The organism is Pseudomonas sp. P179, assembly GCF_000478485.2.
GTDB lineage: Bacteria > Pseudomonadota > Gammaproteobacteria > Pseudomonadales > Pseudomonadaceae > Pseudomonas > Pseudomonas aeruginosa.
In genome coordinates, this window is the sequence record NZ_KI517354.1 from 5,424,275 (window position 1) to 5,448,385 (window position 24,111).

A 24,111-nucleotide genomic window follows, 5' to 3' on the forward strand; every position below is an offset into this window, starting at 1 on the left:
TGAACGAGGAGAGCGCATGTTCCGCAGTTACCTGAGACTGCTGCTGTTCACCCTGGGCCTGCTGCTCGGGGTGCAGGTGCCCGGTTTCATCGACGACTACGCCAAGCGCGTCGACGCCCATCGCCTGGAGGCCGCGCAGAACATCCAGGGCTTCCAGCAGACCGCCGGGCAGTTCTTCAACGGTAGCCTGGAGGAACTGGTCAGGCATTACCGCAGCAACAGCGATCCGGTGTTCCAGCGCGACGGCGAGAACCTCGACCGCCTGATGCGTCGCGCGCGCATGCTCGACGCTGAGTGGCAGGCCATGCAGGGTCCCTGGTACGCCCGCGCCTGGCACATGCTGCGCGCACCGAACCATGAGTTGCTGATGGAAACCTATGCCAGCTACAGCTACCAGGTCCTGCTCAAGCCCGAGGTGATCGCCTGGGGCCTGGGCTGCGCCTTGCTGGTCGCCTGGATCGCCGAGCTGATCGTGTATTCGCTGGCCTCGCTGTTCGGCTTCGGCGAAGACCGCCGCACCCGCGAGCGTCACTGGAGCTGAGGCGCGACTCAGGCCGCCGCCAGTTCCAGGAATGCCCTGATCACCCGTAGGCCGCGGCGCTTCTCCAGGCAGCCGATCAGGTGGCGGTTGGTCAGCTCGGGACCGACCAGCGGCACCGCGCGAACCCGCGGATCGTTGCCGACCTCCAGGGAAGACACCACGCCGACGCCCAGTTCGGCGGCCACCGCTTCGGTCACCGCTTCCCGGCTGTCCAGCTCCAGCAGCACCCGCGGCTGCACGCCCTGCTCGGCACAGGCGCGGTCGAAGGTGCGGCGGGTGATCGAACCGGGTTCGCGCAGCACCATGATCTGCTGGTCGAGCTCTTCCAGCGGTACGCCTTCGTTGCGTTCGCACCAGGGATGCTGGCGAGGCAACAGGGCGCAGATGCGCGAATTCACCAACTCCTCCAGGAACAGCCCGGGACGCGCCTCGACCTCGGTCAGCACGGCGACGTCGACGTGTTCGCTGAGCAGCGCCGCGAGGGTCTCCTGGGCGTTGCCCAGACGCAGGTTGACGGTGATTCCCGGATAGCTCGCGCGCAGCCGGGCGAGCATCGGCATCACCAGGTGCGGGCCGTCGGCGGCGACTTCGAGGCGGCCGGAGACCAATTGTCGATTGGCGTCGAGCAGGGCCTCGGCTTCTTCCTCCAGGGCGAACAGGGTGCGCGTGATCGCCACCAGGCGCGAGCCCTCCTCGGTCAGTTCGATGCGCCGGGCGGTGCGCCGGAACAGGGTGACCTGGTAGTGCTCCTCGAGTGCCTTGACGTGTCCGGTCACCGCCGGCTGGCTGATGCACAGGCGCTCGGCGGCGCGGGTGAAACTGCCTTCGCGGGCGACGGCGTCGAAGGCGCGGAGCTGGAAGAGATTCATGGTATCGGCCTGGCTTATGGCTGGCATCGGAACAAACAATTTGAACGATAGTAGCGCGGCGCTCACCTTATGTCTCCAGGCTTCCCTGGAACGCCGGCGCGGAACGACCGCCCGGACCGCGAAGCCCGATCCGGTTTCTTTGGCCGATTCCCGCAGAGGAAATGAGCATGAGCACTGCCGAACGCGCACCCATCCTGCTGACCCCCGGTCCGCTGACCACCTCCTACCGTACCCGTCGGGCGATGATGGTCGACTGGGGCTCCTGGGACAGCGATTTCAACGAACTCACCGCCAGCGTCTGCCAGCGCCTGCTGAAGATCGTAGGCGGCGAAGGCAGCCACACCTGCGTACCGTTGCAGGGCAGCGGCACCTTCGCCGTGGAAGCGGCGATCGGCACCCTGGTGCCGCGCGACGGCAAGGTCCTGGTGTTGATCAACGGTGCCTACGGCAAGCGCCTGGCGAAGATCTGCGAGGTTCTGCAACGGCCCTTCAGCACCTTCGAGACCGAAGAGAACGTGCCGACCACCGCCGCTGACGTCGAGCGTCTGCTGGCCGCCGATCCGGCGATCAGCCATGTGGCGCTGATCCACTGCGAGACCAGCACCGGCATCCTCAATCCGCTCGAGGCCATCGCCAAGGTCGTCGAGCGTCACGGCAAGCGCCTGATCGTCGATGCCATGAGCTCCTTCGGGGCGATCGGGATCGATGCCCGGAAAGTTCCGTTCGATGCCTTGATCGCCGCCTCCGGCAAGTGCCTGGAGGGCGTCCCCGGGATGGGCTTCGTCTTCGCCCGCAGCGCCGCCCTGGAAGCCAGCGCCGGCAACTGCCACTCCCTGGCCATGGACCTGCAGGACCAGCACGCCTATATGCGCAAGACCGGGCAGTGGCGCTTCACCCCGCCGACCCATGTGGTCGCCGCCCTGCACGAAGCGCTCAGCCAGTACGAAGAGGAGGGCGGCCTGCCGGCGCGCCAGCGGCGCTACGCGAGCAATTGCGAAACGCTGCTCGGCGAGATGGCCCGGCTCGGTTTCCGCAGCTTCCTGCCGGCGGAAATCCAGGCGCCGATCATCGTTACCTTCCACGCGCCGCGCGATCCGCGCTACCGCTTCGCCGACTTCTACCAACGCGTGCGGGAGAAGGGCTTCATCCTCTATCCGGGCAAGTTGACCCAGGTGGAAACCTTCCGCGTCGGCTGCATCGGCCACGTCGACGCCGCGGAGATGCGGCAGGCGGTCGCCGCCATCGGCGAGGCGCTGCGCGAACTGGAAGTCCTCGAGATCTGAACTGAACGACAACGAGCAGAAAAGGGTTCACGACAATGAATTACAACCAGCCAGCCACCCTCCAGGCCGCCATCCTCGACTGGGCGGGAACCGTGGTCGATTTCGGCTCCTTCGCGCCGACCCAGATCTTCGTCGAGGCTTTCGCCGAATTCGGCGTCCAGGTCAGCCTGGAGGAAGCGCGCGGTCCGATGGGAATGGGCAAGTGGGACCACATCCGCACCCTCTGCGACATCCCGGCGATCGCCGAGCGCTACCGCGCCGTCTTCGGCCGCCTGCCCAGCGACGACGATGTCACCGCCATCTACGAGCGCTTCATGCCGCTGCAGATCGAAAAGATCGCCGAACATTCGGCGCTGATCCCTGGCGCCCTGCAGGCGATCGCCGAACTCCGCGGGATGGGCCTGAAGATCGGTTCCTGTTCCGGTTACCCGGCGGTGGTGATGGAGAAGGTGGTAGCCCTGGCCGAGACCAACGGTTACGTCGCCGACCACGTGGTGGCCACCGACGAAGTGCCCAACGGCCGGCCATGGCCGGCCCAGGCGCTGGCCAACGTGATCGCCCTGGGGATCGACGATGTGGCGGCCTGCGTGAAGGTCGACGACACCTGGCCGGGTATCCTCGAAGGGCGCCGCGCCGGGATGTGGACGGTGGCGCTGACCTGCTCGGGCAATGCCCTGGGCCTCACCTACGAGCAGTACAAGGCGCTGCCGGCGGCCGAACTGGAGCGCGAGCGGACGCGTATCGAACAGATGTTCGAAGGTTCGCGTCCGCACTACCTGATCGAGACCATCGCCGAGCTGCCGGCGGTGGTCCGCGACATCAATGCGCGCCTGGCGCGCGGCGAGATGCCGCAGGGTAACTGAGCCACGTCTGTGCCGAGGCCGCCGCGGGCAACCGCGGCGGCCTCGGTTTTCTAACCGGCGTCCGGGTGCCCCAGGCGAGTCTTGAGGAAGTCGATGAACGCGCGGACCTTCGACGGCAGGTGGCGGGTCGGCGGATAAACGGCATGCACGCCCTGGAGCGGAAACCCGTGGTCCGCCAGCAGGCGTTGCAGTGCGCCGCAGCGCAAGTCGGCCTGCACCAGCCAGTCCGGCAGCACGGCGATACCCAGGCCGTCGAGGGCAAAGGCGCGCAGGGCCGCGGCGTTGTCGGCCAGCAGCATGGGATGGCGCGGTCCGCGGTAGCTGCGCAGGGCGCCGTCGGGGGCGCGTACTTGCCAGGGCAGGGAGTCCGCCAGCCGGCTGTGACCGAGATTCTGCAGGCGCTCCAGACTCTCCAGGTCGGTCGGCGGCGGTTCGCCGAGCGCCGCCAGGCAGGCCGGGCTGGCCACCGCCAGGACCTCGAAGCTGGCCAGTTGCACCGCATGGTGGGTGGAGTCCTCCAGGCGCCCCAGGCGGATCGCGACGTCGAAGCGTTCGCCAATCAGGTCGGCATGCAGCGATGAGGTCGACAATTGTACCTGCAACGCCGGGTGCAGCCGGGCGAATGCCTGCAGGGCCGGCACCAGTTGGCGCAGGCCGTATTCCTGGGTGGTGGTGACGCGCAGGCTGCCACGCAGTTCGCCATGCTCGGCGCGGGCGTCGTCGATGGCCAGGCGCGCCTCGTCGAGCACCTTCACGCAGCGCTGGTAGAAGCGTTCGCCAGCATCGGTCAGGGCCATCCGCCGGGTGCTGCGGCTGAGCAGAGAAACGCCCAGCTCGGCCTCCAGCCGCTTGAGGTTGAAGCTGACTACCGCACGCGTCTGGCCGAGGGTGTCGGCGGCGGCGCTGAGGGAACCGCAGTCGACCACGGCGCGAAAGGTTTCGAAGCGGTCGAGGCTGACCATGGAAGGCGACCCTATTGTCAAATTCAATTTGACAGTCTATGCGCGATTAGCCTCTCCAGATAGCGCGAGCGCCTCGCTATGCTCCCCGGCAAACCTCCGGAGCGCCCATGAATCAACCGTCCCGCCTGGCCACTTTGTACCTGCTGGGGTTCGCCCTGGACCTGGTGAACATCTTCATCGCCAGCGTCGCCTACCCGGACATCGGGCGTTCCCTTGGCGCTTCGGTGGCGACCCTGGCGTGGATCGGCAACACCTACCTGCTCGGCTTGACCCTGGTGATTCCGTTGAGCGTCTGGCTCGCTTCGCGCCTGGGAGAGCGGCGACTGATGCTGCTGGCACTGGCCGGTTTCGCCAGCGCTTCGCTGGGTTGCGGCCTGGCTGGATCGGCGGCTACGTTGATCGTCTGGCGCCTGTGCCAGGGGTTGGCCGGCGGGTTACTGATCCCCCTCGGCCAGGCCATGGCCTATCGGAATGTCCCGGCGTCGGCACGGGCCGGCCTGACCGCACGGGTGATGCTGGTGGCGCTGATCGTTCCCGCCGTGGCGCCTGCCCTCGGCGGCTGGCTGGTGGACAGCCTGTCCTGGCGTGGGATCTTCTTCGCCAGCGTGGCGCCGGCGCTGCTGGTGCTGGCCCTGGCGATGCGCTGGCTGCCCAGGCACAAGCATGCGGCGCAGCGCCTGGACCTGCGCGGCCTGCTGCTCGGCTCGGCGGCGCTGGCCACGCTGCTGGTGGCGCTCGCCTGGCTGGGATCGCCCGGCGGCGGCGGGCGTGGCCTGCTCCTGGCGCTGCTGGCCTGCGTGCTGGGCTGCTGCTACTGGCGTGACGGGCGCGCTCGTACCGACGCGCTGCTCGACCTTGGCTTGCTGGAGGCGCCATTGCTGCGTACGGCGATGCTGGTCTATCTCTGCGTGCCGGGAGCCTTCATGGGCGCCAACCTGGTCGCCATGCTCTATCTGCAAGGCCCCCTCGGCCTCAGCGCGAGCCGTGCCGGTGCGCTGATGCTGCTCTGGGCGCTGGCGGCCGGCCTGGCCATCGGCCTGACCCGGCGACGCTTCAATCGCTGGGGGCCGAAATCCTTGCTGCTGGCGGGCATGGCGATACAGGCCGGCGGCCTGCTGTGGCTGGCTCGAAGCGGGGAGGGGAGCGGCTTCTGGCAACTGGCGGGGGCCTACGCGACCATGGGATTCGGCGGCAGCCTGTGTAGCAGCGCGGCACAGGGCATGGCCTTGCTCGACGTCCCGGCGGCGCGCATGGGCCATGCCAGCGCCTTGTGGAACATCAATCGGCAACTGGCGTTCTGCCTGGGCATGGCCGTGCTCGGTGGGTTGCTCAACCTGTTGCAGGCGCGGGCCGACCCCGCAGCCTTCGTCCACTGCTTCCTGTTCGCCGCCGCTTTCACGCTATTGCCTCTGCCGTGGGTGAGGCGTATCGATTCCGCCGGGGTTCGCGCCCTGGTCCAGACCTGAAAGGAGCTACACCATGACTTGTGCCTACCGCCGGGAAATCCACCATGCCCACGTGGCGATCCGCGACTGGCTGGCCGGCGACTCACGGGCTGACGCGCTGGATGCGTTGATGGCGCGTTTCGCCGAGGACTTCTCGATGGTCACGCCGTATGGCGTGGTCCTGGACAAGACTGCTCTGGGCGAGCTGTTCCGCAGCAAGGGCGGCACCCGTCCTGGGCTGCGCATCGAGATCGACGGCGAGAGTCTGCTGGCTTCAGGCGTGGATGGCGCGACCCTGGCCTATCGGGAAATCCAGTCCGACGCGGCGGGTCGCAGCGAGCGCCTGTCCACCGTAGTCCTGCACCGTGACGACGAAGGGCGGCTGTACTGGCGCCACCTGCAGGAAACCTTCTGCGGCTGAGCTTGCCTCAGTCGCTGGCACCGAGCAGGCGCAGGAAGGCATCGGCGAGTTCGCCGGCCAGCGGCTGGGTATCCAGGCGGCCGCCGGCGATGGCGTCGTCGGCGGCGCCATGCAGCCCGGAGTAGAGCAGCAGGGCGTTCAGCCGTGGGTTGCGCAGCGGCCAGGCGCCGGCCGCCGCGCCGTTCTCCAGTAGCTCCGCCAATTGCTCCAGCACGCGGTCGCGCTCCTGGTTGCCGCGCTGGTGGTGATGGTGCTCGCTGTAGACCACATCGTGCAGCCGGTAGCCCTCCAGGTAGCCCGCCAGGCCGCTCTCGGTCCAGGCGCGCAGGCGGCCGGGATGGTCGTTCGCCGGACAGGCCTCGACGGCATTCGCGATGCGCTGCTGGAAAGCCTGGGTGAAGCGCTCGCGCAGGGCCAGGAGGATGTCGGTCTTGGCTTGGAAGTAGTGATAGAAGGTACCCTTGGCGACCCCCGCGGCAGCGACGATGTCGCTGATGGTGGTGGCGTCCACACCCTTGTCTAGGAACAGTTGCTGCGCCGCCGCCATCAGTTCCTCGAGACGAACCTCCGCAGGCTTGGTGCGCGGTTGGCGGGCAGGCTGTTCGGCGTGGCGATCGGGCATGGAGCGCGGATCCGGTGGTTGGGTTGGCCGCAGTGTAAAAGAGCGTGGAGGGGAAGACGAGGCATGACAGGAAGATGAGAATGTTTCGCGATATTTATTGACTGACCGTCGGTCAATGGATTATTCCTGGGCCAGCGCCCTCTCATCGGAGTACTCCATGAACCCTTCGCGTCGTGTCGCCCTGGTCGCCGCCATTTACCTGGGAACCTTCATCGCCTCGCTCGACATCAGCATCGTCAACCTCGCCCTGCCGACGCTGCAGTACGCCCTGGATACCGACCTGGCCGGCCTGCAGTGGGTGGTCGACGCCTATGCGCTGTGCCTGAGCGCCTTCATGCTGTCTTCCGGACCGCTGAGCGACCGCTACGGTCGCAAGCTCACCTGGCTGCTCGGGGTCGGCCTGTTCAGCTTCGGTTCGCTGCTCTGCGCGCTGGCCACCTCGCTGCCGCTGCTGCTGTTCGGACGCGCGGTCCAGGGCATCGCCGGGGCGCTGTTGATACCCGGCGCGCTGTCGATCCTTACCCAGGCTTTCCACGATCCCGGTCAGCGCGCCCAGGTGATCGGCGGCTGGACCTCCTTCAGCGCGCTGTCGCTGATCCTCGGCCCGCTGCTCGGCGGCCTGCTGGTGGAGCACGCCGGCTGGCAGAGCATCTTCCTGATCAACCTGCCGCTCGGCCTGCTGGCGCTCGCCCTGGGCCTGTGGGGCATCGAGGAAACCGCGCACCCCGAGCACGCCGCCTTCGATCCCCTGGGGCAGCTGCTCAGCGTGGTCTGGCTGGGGGCGTTGACCTACGCCCTGATCGCCGCGGGAGAGGGCGGCTGGTTGTCTCCCACGGCCTGGCCGGCGCTGCTCCTGGCCGGGGTCGGCCTGCTTGGCTTCCTCTTCGTCGAGCGGCGGACCGCCCGACCGCTGCTGCCCCTGGGGTTGTTCCGCCAGGCCGGGTTCGCCGTCTGCAACCTGGCCTCGTTCGTCCTCGGTTTTTCCGGCTACGCCAGCCTGTTCTTCCTCTCCCTGTTCTTCCAGCAGGTGCAGGGTGCCTCGGCGCAGCAGGCCGGCTTCTACCTGGCGCCGCAGTTCCTCGCCATGGGCGCACTGTCCATGCTGTTCGGCCGGTTGCAGCGGCACGTACCGCTGCGACGCCTGCTGGTGCTGGGCTACCTGGTGATCGGCCTGGCCATGCTGGCGCTGGCCGCTTGCGGTACGGGAACCGCGTATCCCTGGGTCGGCCTGTTGCTGGTGGCGCTCGGCCTGGGCATGGGCCTGGCCGTTCCCGGCACCGGTCTGGCGGTCATGGCGAGCGTGGCCCGCGAGCGTTCCGGGATGGCCTCGGCGACCATGAATACCCTGCGCCAGGCCGGCATGGCCGTCGGCATCGCGTTGCTGGGAGCGCTGCTGAGCGGGCGGGCGATCGTCGTCCTGGGCGATCGGCTGGAGGAGCTGGGGATTGCCGATGCGCAACGGCTCGCCACCCAGGCGATCACGGCCCATCGCTTGCCTGGTTCCCTGGCGGGGCTCGACGCCGAGCTGCCGGCCGCGCTGGCCGAGGGCTTCCGTCTGGCTATGCTGGTGGCCGGAGCCAGCGCCCTGCTGGCCGCCGCGCTGCTCTGGCGCCTGCGCGTTAGCGCCGGCCCGGCGGCGGATACAGTTGGTGCATCTGGACGAACGGCAGGGGTACAGTTGCAGGCCGATAGACACTGACTCTCGGGTCACGATGCTGGCGTGGGGGCGATTTCCTTGCGTTATGCTGCTCGAAGCGAAGAATATTCGCGTATTCCAACTGTTGTGCTAGGGTATGGCCTGCGACAACCTGTCGCAGGCAGGTAAAAGCCCTACTTTATCTATGTTTGAGAAAGTCTATTGCAAGATGTGTCATAGGCTCCTCAGCTGAAATGAATTGTAATAACTGACGCTCAGTTTCGGTCCAACGAGCGTCGCGCGAGTCTCTGCTCCGCATCGCGATAAATGGGTTCCTGCCTTGCCTGTTGCACAACAAATAGCCGACCGATAACTGCGACCTGATCACCCGGCGGGAAGGGCAATCCTTCTCGCCCAGGCATGCACGTGCCTTGGCCGCCCTTGGCCTCTTCCGGCACAGCTTCGAAAACGCTGTTCATCAAGGAACGACTCAGCGCGTGGAACGAGTCCGCCACCGGAATCGGGAAAGGTATCCGCTTGCCTTCTCCCGTGGCCGGGCAATGGCCGTTCCGTACCCCGGCGGCGACTGCATGTCTGGAACTGGCTGAAGCCAGCGGTCTCCGCCACAAGCCTTGCAAGGAGACATCCATGAGCGACCACTCGCTCCTTCCATCGATTAAGGCCGGAAGATGACCAAAGCAAACCCGTTTGCCGCATTGAAATGGCTTTCCCTGGCGCCCGCGCTGCTGCTCGGCGGCTGCGACATGACCCTGTTCAACCCGAAAGGGCAGGTGGGCATGGACGAGCGCACCCTGATCATTACCGCGACCCTGCTGATGCTGATCGTGGTCATCCCGGTGATCGTGATGACCCTGGCGTTCGCCTGGAAGTACCGCGCCTCGAACACCCAGGCCGAGTACAAGCCGGACTGGCACCACTCCAACCGCATCGAGGCGGTGGTCTGGCTGGTGCCCTGCGTGATCATCGCGATCCTCGGCTGGATCACCTGGGAAAGCACCCACAAGCTCGACCCGTACCGTCCGCTGGACTCCGAGGTCAAGCCGGTCACCATCCAGGCCGTTTCGCTGGACTGGAAGTGGTTGTTCATCTACCCGGAGCAGGGTATCGCCACGGTCAACGAGATCGCCTTCCCGAAAGACACCCCGGTGAATTTCCAGATCACCTCGGATTCGGTGATGAACTCGTTCTTCATCCCGCAGCTGGGCAGCCAGATCTACTCGATGGCCGGGATGATGACCAAGCTGCACCTGATCGCCAACGAAGAAGGCGTATTCGACGGTATCTCCGCGAACTACAGCGGCGGCGGTTTCTCCGGCATGCGCTTCAAGGCCATCGCCACCTCCGAGCAGGGCTTCCAGGACTGGGTCGCCAAGGTCAAGGCGGCACCGGCCAGCCTGTCGATCGGCACCTATCCGGAACTGGTCAAGCCGAGCGAGAACGTTCCGCCGACCTACTTCTCTTCGGTCAGCCCGGAACTGTTTGGCCACATCCTCACCAAGTACGAGCACCACGGCGACGCCAAGGGTGCCGCGCACGGCGAGCACGCCGGGGCTGAGCACGAAGCCGCCATGACCGGTCACGACATGCAGGACATGGACATGCAAGCCATGCAGGGCATGAAAGACATGAAGGACATGCACATGCAACCGAGTACCCAGGAGTAAGCGCAGATGTTCGGGAAACTGACACTCTCGGCCGTGCCTTACCACGAGCCCATCGTCATGGTCACACTGGCCGTCGTCGCCCTGCTGGGCCTCGGCGTGGTCGGTGCGATCACCTACTACCGCAAGTGGACCTACCTGTGGACCGAGTGGCTGACCTCGGTCGACCACAAGAAGATCGGCGTGATGTACATCGTCGTCGCCCTGGTCATGCTGGTCCGCGGCTTCGCCGACGCGATCATGATGCGCGGCCAGTTGGCCCTGGCCGAAGGCGCCAACCACGGCTACCTGCCGCCGGAGCACTACGACCAGATCTTCACCGCGCATGGCGTGATCATGATCATCTTCATGGCCATGCCGTTCATGACCGGCCTGATGAACCTGGCCGTGCCGCTGCAGATCGGCGCGCGCGACGTGGCGTTCCCCTTCCTCAACTCGCTGAGCTTCTGGCTGCTCGTGGTCAGCGCCATGCTGGTCAACGTGTCGCTGGGCCTGGGCGAATTCGCCCGTACCGGCTGGGTGGCCTATCCGCCGCTGTCGGAGCTGGCCTATAGCCCCGGGGTAGGGGTGGACTACTACATCTGGGCGCTACAGATATCCGGGATGGGCACGTTGCTCACGGGGATCAACTTCCTGGTCACCGTGTTCAAGATGCGTGCCCCGGGCATGAAGCTGATGCAGATGCCGATCTTCACCTGGACCTGCACCTTCGCCAACATCCTGATCGTCGCCTCGTTCCCGATCCTCACCGCTGCGCTGGGCCTGCTGTCGCTCGACCGCTACCTGGACATGCACTTCTTCACCAACGAGCTCGGCGGCAACGCCATGATGTACATCAACCTCTTCTGGGCCTGGGGCCATCCCGAGGTGTACATCCTGATCCTGCCGGCCTTCGGTATCTTCTCCGAGGTCACCGCGACCTTCGCCGGCAAGCGCATGTTCGGCTACAAGTCGATGGTCTGGGCCAGCGCCGCGATCACCTTCCTCGGCTTCACCGTGTGGCTGCACCACTTCTTCACCATGGGTTCGGGCGGTGACGTCAACGGCTTCTTCGGCGTGGCCACCATGCTGATCTCGATCCCCACCGGGGTGAAGCTGTTCAACTGGCTGTTCACCATCTACAAGGGCCGCCTGCGCTTCAGCACGCCGATCCTGTGGACCCTGGGCTTCATGGTGACCTTCACCATCGGCGGCATGACCGGCGTCCTGCTGGCCATCCCGGGCGCGGACTTCCTGCTGCACAACAGCCTGTTCCTGATCGCCCACTTCCACAACACCATCATCGGCGGCGCGGTATTCGGCTACCTGGCCGGCTTCGCCTTCTGGTTCCCGAAAGCGTTCGGCTTCACCCTCGACGAGAAGTGGGGCAAGCGTTCCTTCTGGTGCTGGCTGGTGGGCTTCTACATGGCCTTCATGCCGCTCTACATCCTCGGCTTCATGGGCATGACCCGTCGCCTGAACCACTACGACAACCCGCTGTGGAAGCCCTACCTGGTGGTCGCGTTCTTCGGCGCCGTGCTGATCTTCTGCGGCATCGCCTGCCAACTGATCCAGCTGTTCGTCTCGGTCCGCAACCGCAAGCAACTGGCCGACGTCAATGGCGACCCGTGGGAAGGCCGCACCCTGGAATGGGCCACTTCCTCGCCGCCGCCGTTCTACAACTTCGCCGAGCTGCCGAAGGTACAGGACGTGGATGCCTTCCACGACATGAAGAAGGCCGGCACCGCCTACCGCAAGCTGCCGGCCTACCAGCCGATCCACATGCCGAAGAACACCGCCGCGGGCTTCTCCATCGCCGTGTTCGCCTTCGTCTTCGGCTTCGCCGCCATCTGGCATATCTGGTGGCTCATGGCGGTCGGCTTCGTCGGCATGATCGGCTCCTTCATCGTGCGCAGCTACAACCAGGACGTCGACTACTACGTCCAGCCCGAAGAGATCGAGAAGATCGAAAGCGCCCGTTTCCAGCAACTCGCCAAGCAGGTCTGAACCATGTCGACGGCAGTATTGAACAAGCATCTGGCCGACGCCCACGAAGTGGGCCACGACCACGATCATGCACACGATAGCGGCGGCAACACCGTATTCGGTTTCTGGCTCTACCTGATGACCGACTGCGTGCTGTTCGCCAGCGTCTTCGCCACCTACGCGGTGCTGGTTCACCACACCGCCGGCGGCCCCAGCGGCAAGGACATCTTCGAGCTGCCCTACGTGCTGGTGGAAACCGCCATCCTGCTGGTTTCCAGCTGCACCTACGGCCTGGCCATGCTCTCTGCGCACAAGGGCGCCAAGGGCCAGGCGATCGCCTGGCTCGGGGTCACCTTCCTGCTCGGCGCCGCGTTCATCGGGATGGAGATCAACGAGTTCCACCACCTGATCGCCGAAGGTTTCGGCCCGAGCCGCAGCGCCTTCCTGTCGTCCTTCTTCACCCTGGTCGGCATGCACGGCCTGCACGTCAGCGCCGGTCTGCTGTGGATGCTGGTGCTGATGGCGCAGATCTGGACCCGCGGCCTCACCGCGCAGAACAACACCCGGATGATGTGCCTGAGCCTGTTCTGGCACTTCCTCGACATCGTCTGGATCTGCGTCTTCACCGTCGTCTACCTGATGGGGGCCCTGTAATGAGCAGCGCTGCACACGACAACCACGGCGCCGGCCACGGCAGCCTGGGTTCCTACGCGATCGGCTTCGTGCTCTCGGTGATCCTCACCGCGATCCCGTTCTACATGGTCATGGACGGCGGCTTCTCGCGCCACGCGACCATCCTCACCATGGTCGTCCTCGGCCTGGTGCAGGTGGTGGTGCACCTGATCTGCTTCCTGCACATGAACATGTCGTCGGAAGGGCGCTGGAACGTGATGGCGTTCATCTTCACGGTGATCGTCATCCTGCTGGTGGTCGGTCTCTCGCTGTGGATCATCTTCAGCGCCGACATGCTGATGATGCCGATGCCCTGAGGGCCATGACGTGAAGCTGAAACGCTATCTCCTGGTGGCCAAGCCGGGAATCATCTTCGGCAACCTGATCGCGGTGGCGGGGGGATACTTCCTCGCCGCCCGCGGCAGCGTCGAGCCGATGCTGTTGCTGGCCACGGTCATCGGCCTGTCGCTGGTGGTCGCCAGTGGGTGCGTGCTGAACAACTGCATCGACCGCGACATCGACCGGCACATGGAGCGGACCCGCGGGCGGGTCACCGTGACCGGGCAGATCTCGCTGAAGGCTGCCCTGGCCCACGGCCTGGTCCTCGGGGTCGCCGGCTTCGGCCTGCTGTGGTGGCGGACCAACCCGCTGACCACCGCGCTGGCCGGCTTCGGCTACTTCGTCTACGTCGGCCTGTACAGCCTGTGGTTCAAGCGTCGTTCGCAGTACGGCACGCTGGTCGGCAGCCTCTCCGGGGCGATGCCGCCGGTGGTCGGCTACTGCGCGGTGAGCGGCCAGTTCGACGCCGGCGCCGCCTCGCTGCTGGCGATCTTCTGCCTGTGGCAGATGCCGCACTCCTATGCCATCGCCATCTTCCGCCTGAAGGACTACGAGGCGGCTGGCATCCCGGTGCTGCCGGTGGCGCGCGGCATCGCGGTGACCAAGATCCACATCGTGCTCTACATCCTCGCCTTCATGGCGGCGACCCTCGCCTTGTGCCTGGGCGGCTACGCCGGCTACGGCTACCTGCTGGTGGCGGTGGCGGTGAGCCTGTGGTGGCTGGCCATCGCCCTGACCGGCTACTGGACCGCCGACGACCGGGTCTGGGCGCGCAAGCTGTTCGCCTTCTCCATCGTCGCCATCACCGCGCTGAGCGTGATGATGTCCATCGACTTCCAGGTGGCGCCCGCCACCCATCTGGTCGCCTCGCTGTTCTGAGGCGACACGCTTTAGGGAAAGCCCCGCCGGTCGATTGGCGGGGCTTTTTTTTGTCTGCGCGATGGCAGGGATGCGGTCGCCGCCTGGCAGAAGGGCCGCGCGGCGAGCCCTCTGTTCCGGGACTCTGCCGTTGGTTATCAGATTTTTCCGGGAGCTTTTTCGGAGCTGTCCGGCTTGTGAAAAAAACCCTCCATCAATCAAATGCCAATGATTCTCAATAACCAAGATGGAGTACTTCATGGATCGTCGCAACGAGCCGTCCCCCTTGCCCACCAAACGCCCGCTGGCGCCGCTGATGCTGTTGATGGCCGCCTGCTCCTCGCCGGCCCTGGCCGAGGACGCGGCGCGCAAGGACGATCCCCTGGAACTGGGAGCCGACACGGTCACCGGCGAGCAGGCGTCGTCCAGGGTCGAACGCTCGGCCTCGGCCAAGTACGCCGTGCCGCTGCTGGATACCCCGCAGACCGTCACGGTGGTGCCGCAAAAGGTGATCCAGGAGCAGAACGCCCTGAGCCTGCGCCAGGTGCTGTCCAACGTCTCCGGCATCACCTTCAACGCCGGCGAGGGCGGCGGCGGTTCCGGCGACAGCATCAACATCCGCGGCTTCAGCGCCAACGCCAACATGCAGGTGGACGGGCTGCGCGACAGCGCCCAGACCAGCCGCAGCGACCTGTTCAACCTGGAGGCGGTGGAAGTGATCAAGGGACCGAACTCGGTGTTCGGCGGCGCCGGCACCAGCGGCGGCAGCATCAACATGGTCAGCAAGCAGCCCAAGGCCGAAGCCTTCACCCACCTGGGCGCCGGGCTGGGCACGGACCGCTACCGGCGCCTGACCCTGGACACCAACCAGCCGCTGGAAGGGCTTGGCGAATCGACCGCCTTCCGCCTCAACCTCATGGCCCACCACAACGACGTCGCCGGGCGCGAACAGATCGACAAGCAGCGCTGGGGCATCGCGCCATCCCTGACCTTCGGCCTGGACACCCCGACCCGCCTGACCCTGAGCTACTTCCACCAGCGCGACGACAACCTTCCCGACTATGGCGTGCCGGCGCTGAACGGGCGCAAGCTGGACGGCGTCAGCCGCCACGATTATTTCGGCTGGCGCAACCTGGACGAGGAACGGATCGACAACGACGTCGCCACCCTCAAGCTCGAACACGATTTCAGCGACGACTTCCAGTTGCAGAACCTCATCCGCTATTCCCACCTGCATCGGGACACGGTGATCTCCGCTTCCCACGTCAACCAGAAGGGCCTGCCGCCGGGTCGCTACCTGCCGGCGGGACCGCAAGCCTACGGGCGCGATTCGAAGACGCGGATGTGGATCAACCAGACCAACCTCACCGGCCGCTTCGATACCTTCGGCCTGGCGCATACGCTGATCGGCGGCTTCGAGCTGTCCCGCGAGACCTACGACCGCACCACCTACTCCTACAACCTGGGCAAGTTCTACCCGGCCAACGGCTTCGACCTGCACAACCCGCCGGGCTACTGGAACGGCCCCACCGACAAGCGCGACAGCGCGCGCAACCGGACCGAACTGGAGGTCAAGGCGCTGTACGCCTTCGACACCATCGCCCTGGACGAGCGCTGGGACCTCAGCCTGGGCCTGCGCTACGACTGGATCGACGGCACCTCGCGGAGCACGCCCTCAGGCAAGCCGACGGTGCGCGCCGACAGTTCCGACGGCAAGCTGAGCACTCGGGCGGGGCTGGTATTCAAGCCGCTGGAGAACGGGCGGGTGTACTTCTCCTACGGCACCTCCTTCAACCCCTCGGCGGAACACCTGGTCACTACCGGCTCGGGCGTGACCGAGGCGACCGGAGGCCTGGCGCCGGAGAAGAACAGTACCTACGAGCTGGGCACCAAGTGGGAGTTCCTCGGACGGCGCCTGGAGCTGGACGCGGCGCTGTTCCAGGTGAAGAAGGAGGACGCTCGCGAACGCCTGGCCGACGGCAGCTACGTGCTTGCCGGCGAACAGCGCGTGCGTGGCCTGGAGCTGAGCGCCAGCGGCAAGCTGAACGAGCACTGGGACCTCTTCGCCACCTACACCTACCTCGACAGCGAAACCCTGAAATCCAGCAACCCGCAGCGTGAGGGACAGGCCCTGGGCAATACCCCGCCGCGCTCGTTGAGCCTCTGGAGCACCTACGAACTGCCCGAGGGCGTGACCCTGGGCTATGGCGCACGCTACGTCAGCCAGCGCAACGTCACCTCGGTGGACAACGGCAAGCTGGATGCCTACTGGGTGCACAACATGATGCTCGGCTACCAGGCGACGCGCGACCTGAAACTGCAACTCAACCTCGACAACCTGTTCGACAAGGCCTACGTCGAGCGGGTGCGCCAGGTGTACGGCAACCAGTCGCGCTCCTCGGCCATCGAGTATGGCGACGGTCGCACGGCGATTCTTTCGGCGATCTACGCGTTCTGACGGCAGGCAGGCAGGCCATGGAAGCCGGCGCTCACTGCCTGGGCGCCGGTTCTTCCCGGCGATTTCCTCTGAACTTTTTCACTGCGGCGCCTATCAACTCCTTTGCAAGTCATTTTTCAGGGAGCCTCTTCGATGGCACGCAAGAACGCAGTGAAAGACAACCTCGAGCAGATTCAGCACCAGAGCTACAGCGAGCTGCAGGAACTGCTCTCCGAAGCCAACAGCATGCTCGCCGACAGCGCCGCCTTCGCCGGCGACAAGGCCGATAGCGCCCGTGCGCGGATCGGCGCGCTGCTGGAGAAGGCCAACGATGCCCTCGGCAAGGGCGGTAGCGCCGTGGCCGAACGCAGCCGCCACGCGGTGGATGCGACGGAAAGCTATATCGGCGCCAATCCCTGGCAGACCGTGGCCATCACCACCGCGGTGGGCCTGCTCGCCGGCTTCCTGCTCGGGCGTCGCTCCTGAGCACGCGGTCGGTGCCGCACAACGGACTCGTTACCTTCGCTTGAAAAAAGGAATTGCCCATGCTTTCGATCAAGAAGAACCTCGGCCTCCTGGCCATGACCGCGGCCCTGGCGGCCTGCGCCTCCAATCCCAACGACCTGCCGGATTTCCCGGAGCATGAATACGCGGCGACCCAGCAGGTGGGAGAGGGCGTGATCAACGGCGACCTGTACCTGACCAGCGCGTCGGGTGCGATCCAGAAGGGGACCAACACCAAGGTCACCCTGGAGCCTGCGACCAGCTACATGAAGGCCTACTACGCGAAGTTCGGCAACCTCGATGCCGCCAAGCGCGATCCCGACGTGCAACCGCCGGTGCTCGACCCGCGACGCGCCACCTACGTGCGCGAGGCGACCACCGACCAGAACGGTCGCTTCGACTTCGACCACATCCCCAACGGCACCTACTACATTTCCAGCGAGCTGACCTGGAGCGCCCAGAGCGATGGCAAGACCATCACCGAGGGCGGCACCGTCACCAAGCTGGTCACCGTGAGCGGCTCGCAGCCGCAGAAGGTGCTGCTGACCCGCTGACCTCCGGCGGTGTTCGGCCAAAACGGCAAGCCCCTGCCATCGCGGCAGGGGCTTTTTCCTGCCGGCGCGGCCGGACCGCTTGACAGCCAACGGGCCTGCGCCGTAGTTTCGATACCCATGACCTTCGCGACCCTGCTTACCCGCCGCAGCATTATTACCGCCATTCCAGCTATGGCGGGTTAGCCAGCGTCCACTCCGAACCCGCCCTCGAGGCGGGTTCTTCGTTCTGTCTCCTGGGCCAAAACCACCGAACCGGGAGAACAGCATGCAGCACCAGACCCTCCAGAACCTCGTTGGCCGGGCCGACGCCCTGATCAATGCCGGGCAGTTCGATGCCCTGATGGATTTCTACTGCGACGACGCCACCCTGGTGGTCAAGCCGGGCCTCAACGCCTGCGGCAAGGCGCAGATCCGCCAGGCGTTCGACGCCATCGCCCGGCACTTCGAGCACAGCCTGCGAGTGCGCCAGCACGACCTACGGGTGATCGAGGCGGGAGATACGGCGCTGGTCATGGCCGAGGCGGTGATCGAGTCGAAGGCCGGACGCCTGCAACGTCGGGCCACCTACGTGTTCCGCCAGGAGGCCGATGGCCAGTGGCGCTGCGCGGTGGACAACTCCTACGGCACCGACCTGCTGGCCTCGGTGGCGGCGAGCGCGGAGGCCAGCCGATGAGCGCCTCGACCCTCAGCGCAAGCAAACCCCTGCTGGCCGGCTACGTGGAAAGCATCCTGGCCGCGCCGGTGTACGACGTCGCCGTGGAAACCCCCTTGCAGGTCGCGCCGCAGTTGTCCCAGCGCCTGGGCAACCGGGTGCTGCTCAAGCGCGAGGACCTGCAGCCGGTGTTCTCCTTCAAGATCCGCGGCGCCTACACCCGTGTCGCGCGCCTGAGCGACGAGCAGAAGGCTCGCGGGGTGATCACCGCCTCCGCCGGCAACCATGCCCAGGGCCTGGCCCTGGCGGCGCAGCGCCTGGGCGTGCGGGCGGTGATCGTGATGCCGCGCACCACTCCCGAGCTCAAGGTCAAGGGCGTGCTGGCGCGCGGCGGCGAGGCGTTGCTGCACGGCGACGCCTTCCCCGATGCGCTGGCCCATGCCCTGCAACTGGCCGAGCGCGAAGGCATGACCTTCGTCCCACCCTACGACGATCCGGACGTGATCGCCGGACAGGGCACGGTGGCGATGGAGATCCTCCGCCAGCACAGCGGCCGCCTCGACGCGATCTTCGTGCCGGTCGGCGGCGGCAGCCTGATCGCCGGGATCGCCGCCTACGTCAAGCACCTGCGTCCGGATATTCGCGTGATCGGCGTCGAGCCGGAGGATTCCAACTGCCTGCAGGCGGCGCTGGCCGCCGGCGAACGGGTGGTGCTGGGCCAGGTCGGGCTGTTCGCCGACGGGGTGGCGGTGGCGCAGATCGGCGCTTGCAACTTCGAGGTCTGCAAGGACCATGTCGACGAGGTGATCACCGTCGGCAGCGACGAAATCTGCGCGGCGATCAAGGACATCTACGACGACACCCGTTCGATCACCGAGCCGGCCGGCGCCCTGGCCGTAGCGGGGATCAAGAAGTACGTGGCCCGCGAACGCACCGAGGGGCAGACCCTGGTGGCCATCGACTCCGGTGCCAACATCAACTTCGACCGCCTGCGCCACGTTGCCGAGCGCGCCGAACTGGGCGAACAGCGCGAAGCGATCATCGCCGTCACCGTGGCCGAGCGGCCGGGCAGCTTCAAGGCCTTCTGCGCGGCGCTGGGCCGGCGCCAGATCACCGAGTTCAACTACCGCTACCACAGCGACCGCCAGGCCCACCTGTTCGTCGGCGTGCAGACCCATCCGCTCATCGACAGCCGCGCCGACCTGCTCGCCGGCCTGCGCGAGCAGGGCTTCCCGGTACTCGACCTGACCGACAACGAGATGGCCAAGCTGCACATCCGTCACATGGTCGGCGGCCACGGTACCGAGGTGCGCCGCGAGCGGCTGTTCCGCTTCGAGTTTCCCGAACGCCCCGGGGCCTTGCTGAACTTCCTCGACAAGCTCGGCTCGCGCTGGAACATCAGCCTGTTCCACTACCGCAACCACGGCGCCGCCGACGGTCGGGTGCTGGCCGGATTGCAGGTGCCGGACGAGGAGCGCGGCGAGCTGGAGGCGGCGTTGCAAGCCATCGGCTATCCGTACTGGGAGGAAACCCACAACCCGGCCTACCGGCTGTTCGCCGGTTGAGCTGCGCGGCGGTGCGCCAGCGGGACATGGCCCTGTCATGTCCCTCGGCTAGACTCCTGCCAGGGATATCCGCCCAGCGAGGGACATGGCCATGCGCAAGCGCAACCCCCGGCGGGCCACGCCGGAAGAACTGCGGGTCTGCTCGGTACTGAAGGAAAAGGGCACCCGCGAGGAACTCGCCCACCTCGCCGCCCGCGGTGAGTGGAGCAACGTGCCGGCGTACAACGCCAGCCGCGAGCAGATCGCCGACCACCTGGGCAAGAGCGTGTCGCCGGAATCCGACGCCTCGTTCTTCGACTCGCGGCGCTTCAGCGAGGCGATCGTCCTGCTCAAGAGCCGGCCGGTGCTGCTGGTGAAGAACGGTATCTTCGACGAAGCGCCGCTGGCCGGCCTGGAGCAGCGCCTGAAGAAGCATCGCGCCGCGCTGGCCACGCCGATCCGCTCGGTCGGTCGGCTGGAATTGATCGACCACGACAGCATGGACTGGTGCGGTACCGGCTGGCGCATCGAGGACGACCTGATCGTCACCAACCGGCATGTCGCCAGCCTGTTCGCCGAACGCCAGGGCAGCCTGTTCCGCTTCCGTCTCAACCAGGCCGGCAAGCAGGTGCGCACCCGCGTGGACTTCCGCGAGGAATACCGCCAGCCGGAAAGCGACGAGCATGTGATCGCGCGGGTCCTGTGGATCGCCCCGGACGTCTCCGAGGCGCCGGACATGGCGATCCTCCAGGTAGTGAAGGGCGACTTGCTGCCGCCGCCGCTGGTCCTCGCGCGCCAGGATGCCGAGCCGCGCCAGGCGGTGGCGGTGGTCGGCTATCCGGCGCGCGACAGCCGCAACGACGCCGGGGCGATGGAAGATATCTTCGGCAACATCTACGACGTCAAGCGCTTCGCTCCCGGCGAAGTCGTGGGATTGCCCCATGACGCCTGGTACCTGACCCACGACTGCTCGACCCTGGGCGGCAATTCCGGCTCGGCGGTGCTTTCGATCGACGGCGGCGAGGTGGTCGGCCTGCACTTCGGCGGCCAGTTCCGCAAGACCAACTATGCGGTGAAGGCCAGCGTGATCCGCAGCCTGCTGGCGCGTCGCGCCTGGGTGCCGGTGGCCGGGGCGGAGCTGAAGCGCGGCGTGCCGCGCTTCCAGGAAAAGCAGCGCAGTGTCGCCGACCTGGCCGAGCGCAAGGGTTTCGACGAGGCCTTCCTCGGGCCGAAGGCGGCCTTGCCCAAGCCGGGCAAGAGCCACCAGGTGCTGCCGGTGGGCAAGGGCATGCGCCTGGACTACCTGCATTTCTCGGTGGTGATGAGCGCCAGCCGGCGCTTGCCGATCCTCACCGCGGTGAATATCGACGGCGCGCTCAAGCGTTCGCTCAAGCGCAAGGATTCCTGGGGCTTCGACCCGCGCATCGAGGCGGCCGCGCAGGTCGGACACAAGGACTTCTACGGCCCGGCTTCGTTCGACAAGGGCCACATGGTGCGTCGCGAGGATCCCGGCTGGGGCGACAGCGATGCCGTCGCCCGGCAGGCTGAGGACGACACCTTCGTCTACACCAACGCGGTGCCCCAGGTGGCGCAGCTCAACCAGCGCAGCTGGCTGTCGCTGGAGGACTACGTGCTGCAGAACGCCAGGAGCGAGGGCTTCCGCATCTCGGTGTTCACCGGTCCGGTGTTCCGCGACGACGATCCGCTCTACCAGGGCGTGCAGGTGCCGCTGGAGTTCTGGAAGGTGGTGGCGATGATCGACGCCGACAGCGGCGAACTGGGAGTGTCCGCCTACCTGCTGGGGCAGGAAGGGATGATGCCCAGCGAAGGCTTCCGCTACGGTGCGTTCAAGACCTACCAGGTGCCGTTGGCGAAGGTCGAGGCCAGCGCCGACCTGCGTTTCTCCAGCGCCCTGCGCAAGGCCGACGTGCTCGCCGGCACGCCGCTGGAGGAGGCGCTGGAAAGCGGTCGCTTCATCGAGATCGACGGACCGGACGACCTCCTGCTGAGCCGGCCGGGGCCGGCCGGCAAGGGCCGCTGAGGTTCAGGCCGGCTGCCGCCACTCGCGTAGCAGTTCGATGAAGGCGCGCAGCTTGGCCGGTACGTGGCGGCGGTTCAGGTAATACAGCCACATCGGCGGCAGCGGCAGGCAACTGCCAGGCAGCACTTCCACCAGGCGCCCGGCAGCGAGGTCCGCGGCGACTCGCTCGCGGATGAATGCCTGGGCGATCCCTGCGCCGGCGCGGGCCGCCTCGATGATCGTCTCGGTGTCGGTGCTGACGAAGCGTGCCGGCAGGTCCACTTCCAGTTCCCGCCCGTCTTCCCGCAAGCGCCACTTGTGCAGGCGGCCGCTGCGCGGGAAACGGAAGCGCACGGCGGCATGCCCATCGAGGTCGGCGACGCTGGCCGGCGTACCGTACTCGGCGAGGTAGGCCGGAGTGGCCACCAGCAGGCACGCCAGCGGCGCTGTCAGTTGCACCCCGACCATGCCCGGCTGCAGGGCGTCGGCCAGGCGGATGCCGGCATCCAGTCGTTCCCTGACGATATCCACCAACTGGTCCTCGTAGCGGATCTCCAGTTGTACCTTCGGGTAGCGTCGCACGAACTCGTTGAGCATCGGTGCGATCACCAGGTTCTTCGCCAGGTGCAGGGCGCTGATGCGCAGCTGCCCGGAGGGTTCCGCGAGGCTTTCGCCGAGCGCTTCGCGGGCGCGCACCAGGTCGCGGTAGGGCTGTTCGGTCTGTTCGTGGTAGCGCTGCCCGGCCTCGCTCAGGCTGACCCCGCGGGTGGTGCGGTGGAACAGCTTGAGACGCAGCTTGGCTTCCAGTTGGTTGATCGCCTGGCTCACCGCTGCCGGCGTCACCCCGAGCAGGGCGGCGGCGCGGGTGAAGCTGCCGGTGTCGGCGACCTGCCTGAAGACATGCAGGCCGGCGAGGGGATCGCGTCGATTCATTGTTAGAAAAACTTGAAAGTCTACGTAGGAGAAGGCCGGTTCTGTTAAAGCTTCGACCTTTCTAGACTGGCCCGCAAGCACTCGATGAGGACGCCGGCCATGTCTACCCACCTGTCTCTGCAACATGCCCAACGCTGCATCGCGGCGGCCATTGCCGAAGCGCAGCGGCAGCGCCTGGCGGTCTGCGTCGCGGTGGTCGACGCCCATGCCAACCTGCTGGCGTTCGTACGGATGGACGATAGCGTTCCCGGTGCCATCGACCTGGCCCAGCGCAAGGCGCGCAGCGCCGCGCTGTTCCGCCTGCCCAGCGGCGAGCTGGGCCGACTCGCCGGGCCGGGCCAGCCGTTGTGGAGCATCGAGCAGAGCAACGGCGGGCTGGCCTGCTTCGCCGGCGGCATGCCGCTGGGCGATGCCGGCGGTTCCTGCCTGGGTGGCGTCGGCGTCTCCGGCGCCAGCGCGGCCCAGGACCAATCCATCGCCGAGGCCGCCGTGGCCATGGCAACAATCCAGAGGTAATCGAGATGAAACAGAAGCGAATCCTGGTGACCGGGGCCGGCAGCGGCTTCGGTCGGGAAGTGGCGTTGCGCCTGGCCGCCCGCGGCCATCGGACGATCGCCGGCGTGCGCGGCGCCGGGCAGGCCACCGACCTGCGCGAAGAGGCCGGGCGACGTGGCGTCCCGCTGCGGGTGGAAACCCTCGACATCACCGTCGCCGCTGATCGCGAACGCGCCTGGGAATGGGATATCGACGTGCTGCTGAACAACGCCGGCAGCGCCGAGGCCGGGGCCAGCGCGGAGATCCCGCTGGAACTGGTGCGCGCGCTGTTCGAGACCAACGTGTTCGCCAACCTGGAACTGACCCAGGGTTTCGTCCGGCGCATGGTCGAGCAGAAGCGTGGCGGCAAGGTGCTCTTCGTGTCGTCCATCGCCGGCCTGATCACCGGACCCTATACCGGCCCCTACTGCGCCTCCAAGCATGCCCTGGAGGCCTTCGCCGAGGCCCTGCATGCCGAACTGAAGCCGTTCGGCATCCAGGTTGGCACCATCAATCCCGGCCCGTACCAGACCGGCTTCAACGATCGCATGATGGAAACCTGGAAACGCTGGTACGACCCGCAGCGCCACTTCACCGACCACAGCGGCGTGCGCTTTCCCTTCGAGCAGTACGATCCGGAGGAAATGATCGCGCGGATGGTCGAGCTGGCCGAGGCTGACGAAGGCCCGTTCCGCACCCTGTTGCCGCAAGCTTTCGTCGAGGTGGTGAAGGACGAGCAAGCGCAGGCCTGGCAGCGCCGCCTGTAGCGGTCTGC

23 protein-coding genes are annotated in these 24,111 nt (G+C 66.6%); 19 read left to right on the plus strand and 4 right to left on the minus strand.

The window, feature by feature from the left end; genetic code table 11:
- Positions 1–16 precede the first annotated feature (16 nt).
- Positions 17–541: a DUF2937 family protein gene (locus HMPREF1224_RS37305; RefSeq protein WP_003082681.1), complete on the plus strand. Its 525-nt coding sequence runs from the start codon at positions 17–19 to the stop codon at positions 539–541.
- Between the two features lie 8 nt (positions 542–549).
- On the opposite strand, the gene HMPREF1224_RS37310 is transcribed toward HMPREF1224_RS37305, so the two are convergent.
- Positions 550–1,410, minus strand: a complete 861-nt coding sequence (locus HMPREF1224_RS37310) for a LysR substrate-binding domain-containing protein (RefSeq protein ID WP_003082684.1) — start codon at positions 1,408–1,410, stop codon at positions 550–552.
- Positions 1,411–1,577: 167 nt separating this feature from the next.
- On the opposite strand from HMPREF1224_RS37310, the gene phnW reads away from it, so the two are divergent.
- Together phnW and phnX are read left to right on the plus strand one after the other, a co-directional pair.
- A complete protein-coding gene (gene phnW, locus HMPREF1224_RS37315) occupies positions 1,578–2,693 on the plus strand; it encodes a 2-aminoethylphosphonate--pyruvate transaminase (RefSeq protein WP_003086851.1) in 1,116 nt (371 codons plus the stop codon).
- 35 nt (positions 2,694–2,728) lie between these two features.
- Positions 2,729–3,556 carry a phosphonoacetaldehyde hydrolase gene (gene phnX / locus HMPREF1224_RS37320; RefSeq protein WP_003100114.1) on the plus strand — a complete coding sequence of 276 codons (828 nt, stop codon included), beginning with the start codon at positions 2,729–2,731 and terminating at the stop codon, positions 3,554–3,556.
- Between the two features lie 50 nt (positions 3,557–3,606).
- Here phnX and HMPREF1224_RS37325 read toward each other — a convergent pair whose 3' ends face one another.
- Entirely contained in the window at positions 3,607–4,518 is a 912-nt protein-coding gene (locus HMPREF1224_RS37325) for a LysR family transcriptional regulator (RefSeq protein WP_003082689.1), read from the minus strand.
- A gap of 107 nt (positions 4,519–4,625) precedes the next feature.
- Between HMPREF1224_RS37325 and HMPREF1224_RS37330 the strand changes: the two genes are divergently transcribed.
- Positions 4,626–5,984 carry an MFS transporter gene (locus HMPREF1224_RS37330; protein ID WP_010793959.1) on the plus strand — a complete coding sequence of 453 codons (1,359 nt, stop codon included), beginning with the start codon at positions 4,626–4,628 and terminating at the stop codon, positions 5,982–5,984.
- Positions 5,985–5,997: 13 nt separating this feature from the next.
- Positions 5,998–6,384, plus strand: coding sequence for a DUF4440 domain-containing protein (locus HMPREF1224_RS37335; protein ID WP_010793960.1), 387 nt, complete (start codon positions 5,998–6,000; stop codon positions 6,382–6,384).
- Between the two features lie 7 nt (positions 6,385–6,391).
- Here the strand turns inward: HMPREF1224_RS37335 and HMPREF1224_RS37340 are convergent, their stop codons facing one another.
- Entirely contained in the window at positions 6,392–7,006 is a 615-nt protein-coding gene (locus HMPREF1224_RS37340; protein WP_003082696.1) for a TetR/AcrR family transcriptional regulator, read from the minus strand.
- A gap of 157 nt (positions 7,007–7,163) precedes the next feature.
- On the opposite strand from HMPREF1224_RS37340, the gene HMPREF1224_RS37345 reads away from it, so the two are divergent.
- The 12 genes from HMPREF1224_RS37345 (at position 7,164) to HMPREF1224_RS37400 (ending at position 21,890) form a co-directional block, all read left to right on the plus strand.
- A complete protein-coding gene (locus HMPREF1224_RS37345; RefSeq protein ID WP_003100101.1) occupies positions 7,164–8,705 on the plus strand; it encodes an MFS transporter in 1,542 nt (513 codons plus the stop codon).
- A 626-nt stretch (positions 8,706–9,331) separates the two neighbouring features.
- Positions 9,332–10,327, plus strand: a complete 996-nt coding sequence (gene cyoA, locus HMPREF1224_RS37350; protein ID WP_003082702.1) for a ubiquinol oxidase subunit II — start codon at positions 9,332–9,334, stop codon at positions 10,325–10,327.
- A 6-nt stretch (positions 10,328–10,333) separates the two neighbouring features.
- The gene (cyoB, locus tag HMPREF1224_RS37355) at positions 10,334–12,310 is read left to right on the plus strand and encodes a cytochrome o ubiquinol oxidase subunit I (protein ID WP_003082705.1); all 1,977 of its coding nucleotides are present in this window, start codon (positions 10,334–10,336) and stop codon (positions 12,308–12,310) included.
- A gap of 3 nt (positions 12,311–12,313) precedes the next feature.
- Positions 12,314–12,943: a cytochrome o ubiquinol oxidase subunit III gene (gene cyoC, locus HMPREF1224_RS37360; RefSeq protein WP_003086858.1), complete on the plus strand. Its 630-nt coding sequence runs from the start codon at positions 12,314–12,316 to the stop codon at positions 12,941–12,943.
- On the plus strand, positions 12,943–13,278 hold the full coding sequence (gene cyoD / locus HMPREF1224_RS37365; RefSeq protein ID WP_003109258.1) for a cytochrome o ubiquinol oxidase subunit IV: 336 nt from the start codon (positions 12,943–12,945) through the stop codon (positions 13,276–13,278). The genes cyoC and cyoD overlap by 1 nt, the downstream gene beginning before the upstream one ends.
- A 10-nt stretch (positions 13,279–13,288) precedes the next feature.
- Complete coding sequence (gene cyoE, locus HMPREF1224_RS37370) at positions 13,289–14,179, plus strand: heme o synthase (protein WP_003082726.1); 891 nt, start codon at positions 13,289–13,291, stop codon at positions 14,177–14,179.
- Between the two features lie 238 nt (positions 14,180–14,417).
- Positions 14,418–16,616 (plus strand): TonB-dependent receptor, encoded by a 2,199-nt coding sequence (locus HMPREF1224_RS37375; RefSeq protein WP_003082728.1) that lies wholly within the window; start codon positions 14,418–14,420, stop codon positions 16,614–16,616.
- 132 nt (positions 16,617–16,748) lie between these two features.
- On the plus strand, positions 16,749–17,081 hold the full coding sequence (locus HMPREF1224_RS37380) for an ElaB/YgaM/YqjD family protein (protein ID WP_003082731.1): 333 nt from the start codon (positions 16,749–16,751) through the stop codon (positions 17,079–17,081).
- A gap of 59 nt (positions 17,082–17,140) precedes the next feature.
- Positions 17,141–17,653, plus strand: a complete 513-nt coding sequence (locus HMPREF1224_RS37385; protein WP_003123080.1) for a hypothetical protein — start codon at positions 17,141–17,143, stop codon at positions 17,651–17,653.
- Positions 17,654–17,918: 265 nt separating this feature from the next.
- A complete protein-coding gene (locus HMPREF1224_RS37390; RefSeq protein WP_003082737.1) occupies positions 17,919–18,326 on the plus strand; it encodes a YybH family protein in 408 nt (135 codons plus the stop codon).
- The gene (gene ilvA, locus HMPREF1224_RS37395) at positions 18,323–19,870 is read left to right on the plus strand and encodes a threonine ammonia-lyase, biosynthetic (protein WP_003159875.1); all 1,548 of its coding nucleotides are present in this window, start codon (positions 18,323–18,325) and stop codon (positions 19,868–19,870) included. Before HMPREF1224_RS37390 ends, ilvA begins: the two co-directional genes overlap by 4 nt.
- A 91-nt stretch (positions 19,871–19,961) precedes the next feature.
- Positions 19,962–21,890 carry a DNA/RNA non-specific endonuclease gene (locus tag HMPREF1224_RS37400; RefSeq protein WP_003159877.1) on the plus strand — a complete coding sequence of 643 codons (1,929 nt, stop codon included), beginning with the start codon at positions 19,962–19,964 and terminating at the stop codon, positions 21,888–21,890.
- A gap of 3 nt (positions 21,891–21,893) precedes the next feature.
- On the opposite strand, the gene HMPREF1224_RS37405 is transcribed toward HMPREF1224_RS37400, so the two are convergent.
- Positions 21,894–22,802: a LysR family transcriptional regulator gene (locus HMPREF1224_RS37405; protein WP_010793961.1), complete on the minus strand. Its 909-nt coding sequence runs from the start codon at positions 22,800–22,802 to the stop codon at positions 21,894–21,896.
- Positions 22,803–22,886: 84 nt separating this feature from the next.
- Between HMPREF1224_RS37405 and HMPREF1224_RS37410 the strand changes: the two genes are divergently transcribed.
- The gene (locus HMPREF1224_RS37410) at positions 22,887–23,318 is read left to right on the plus strand and encodes a GlcG/HbpS family heme-binding protein (protein ID WP_003082743.1); all 432 of its coding nucleotides are present in this window, start codon (positions 22,887–22,889) and stop codon (positions 23,316–23,318) included.
- Between the two features lie 5 nt (positions 23,319–23,323).
- Positions 23,324–24,103: an SDR family oxidoreductase gene (locus HMPREF1224_RS37415; RefSeq protein WP_003082745.1), complete on the plus strand. Its 780-nt coding sequence runs from the start codon at positions 23,324–23,326 to the stop codon at positions 24,101–24,103.
- Positions 24,104–24,111 lie beyond the last annotated feature (8 nt).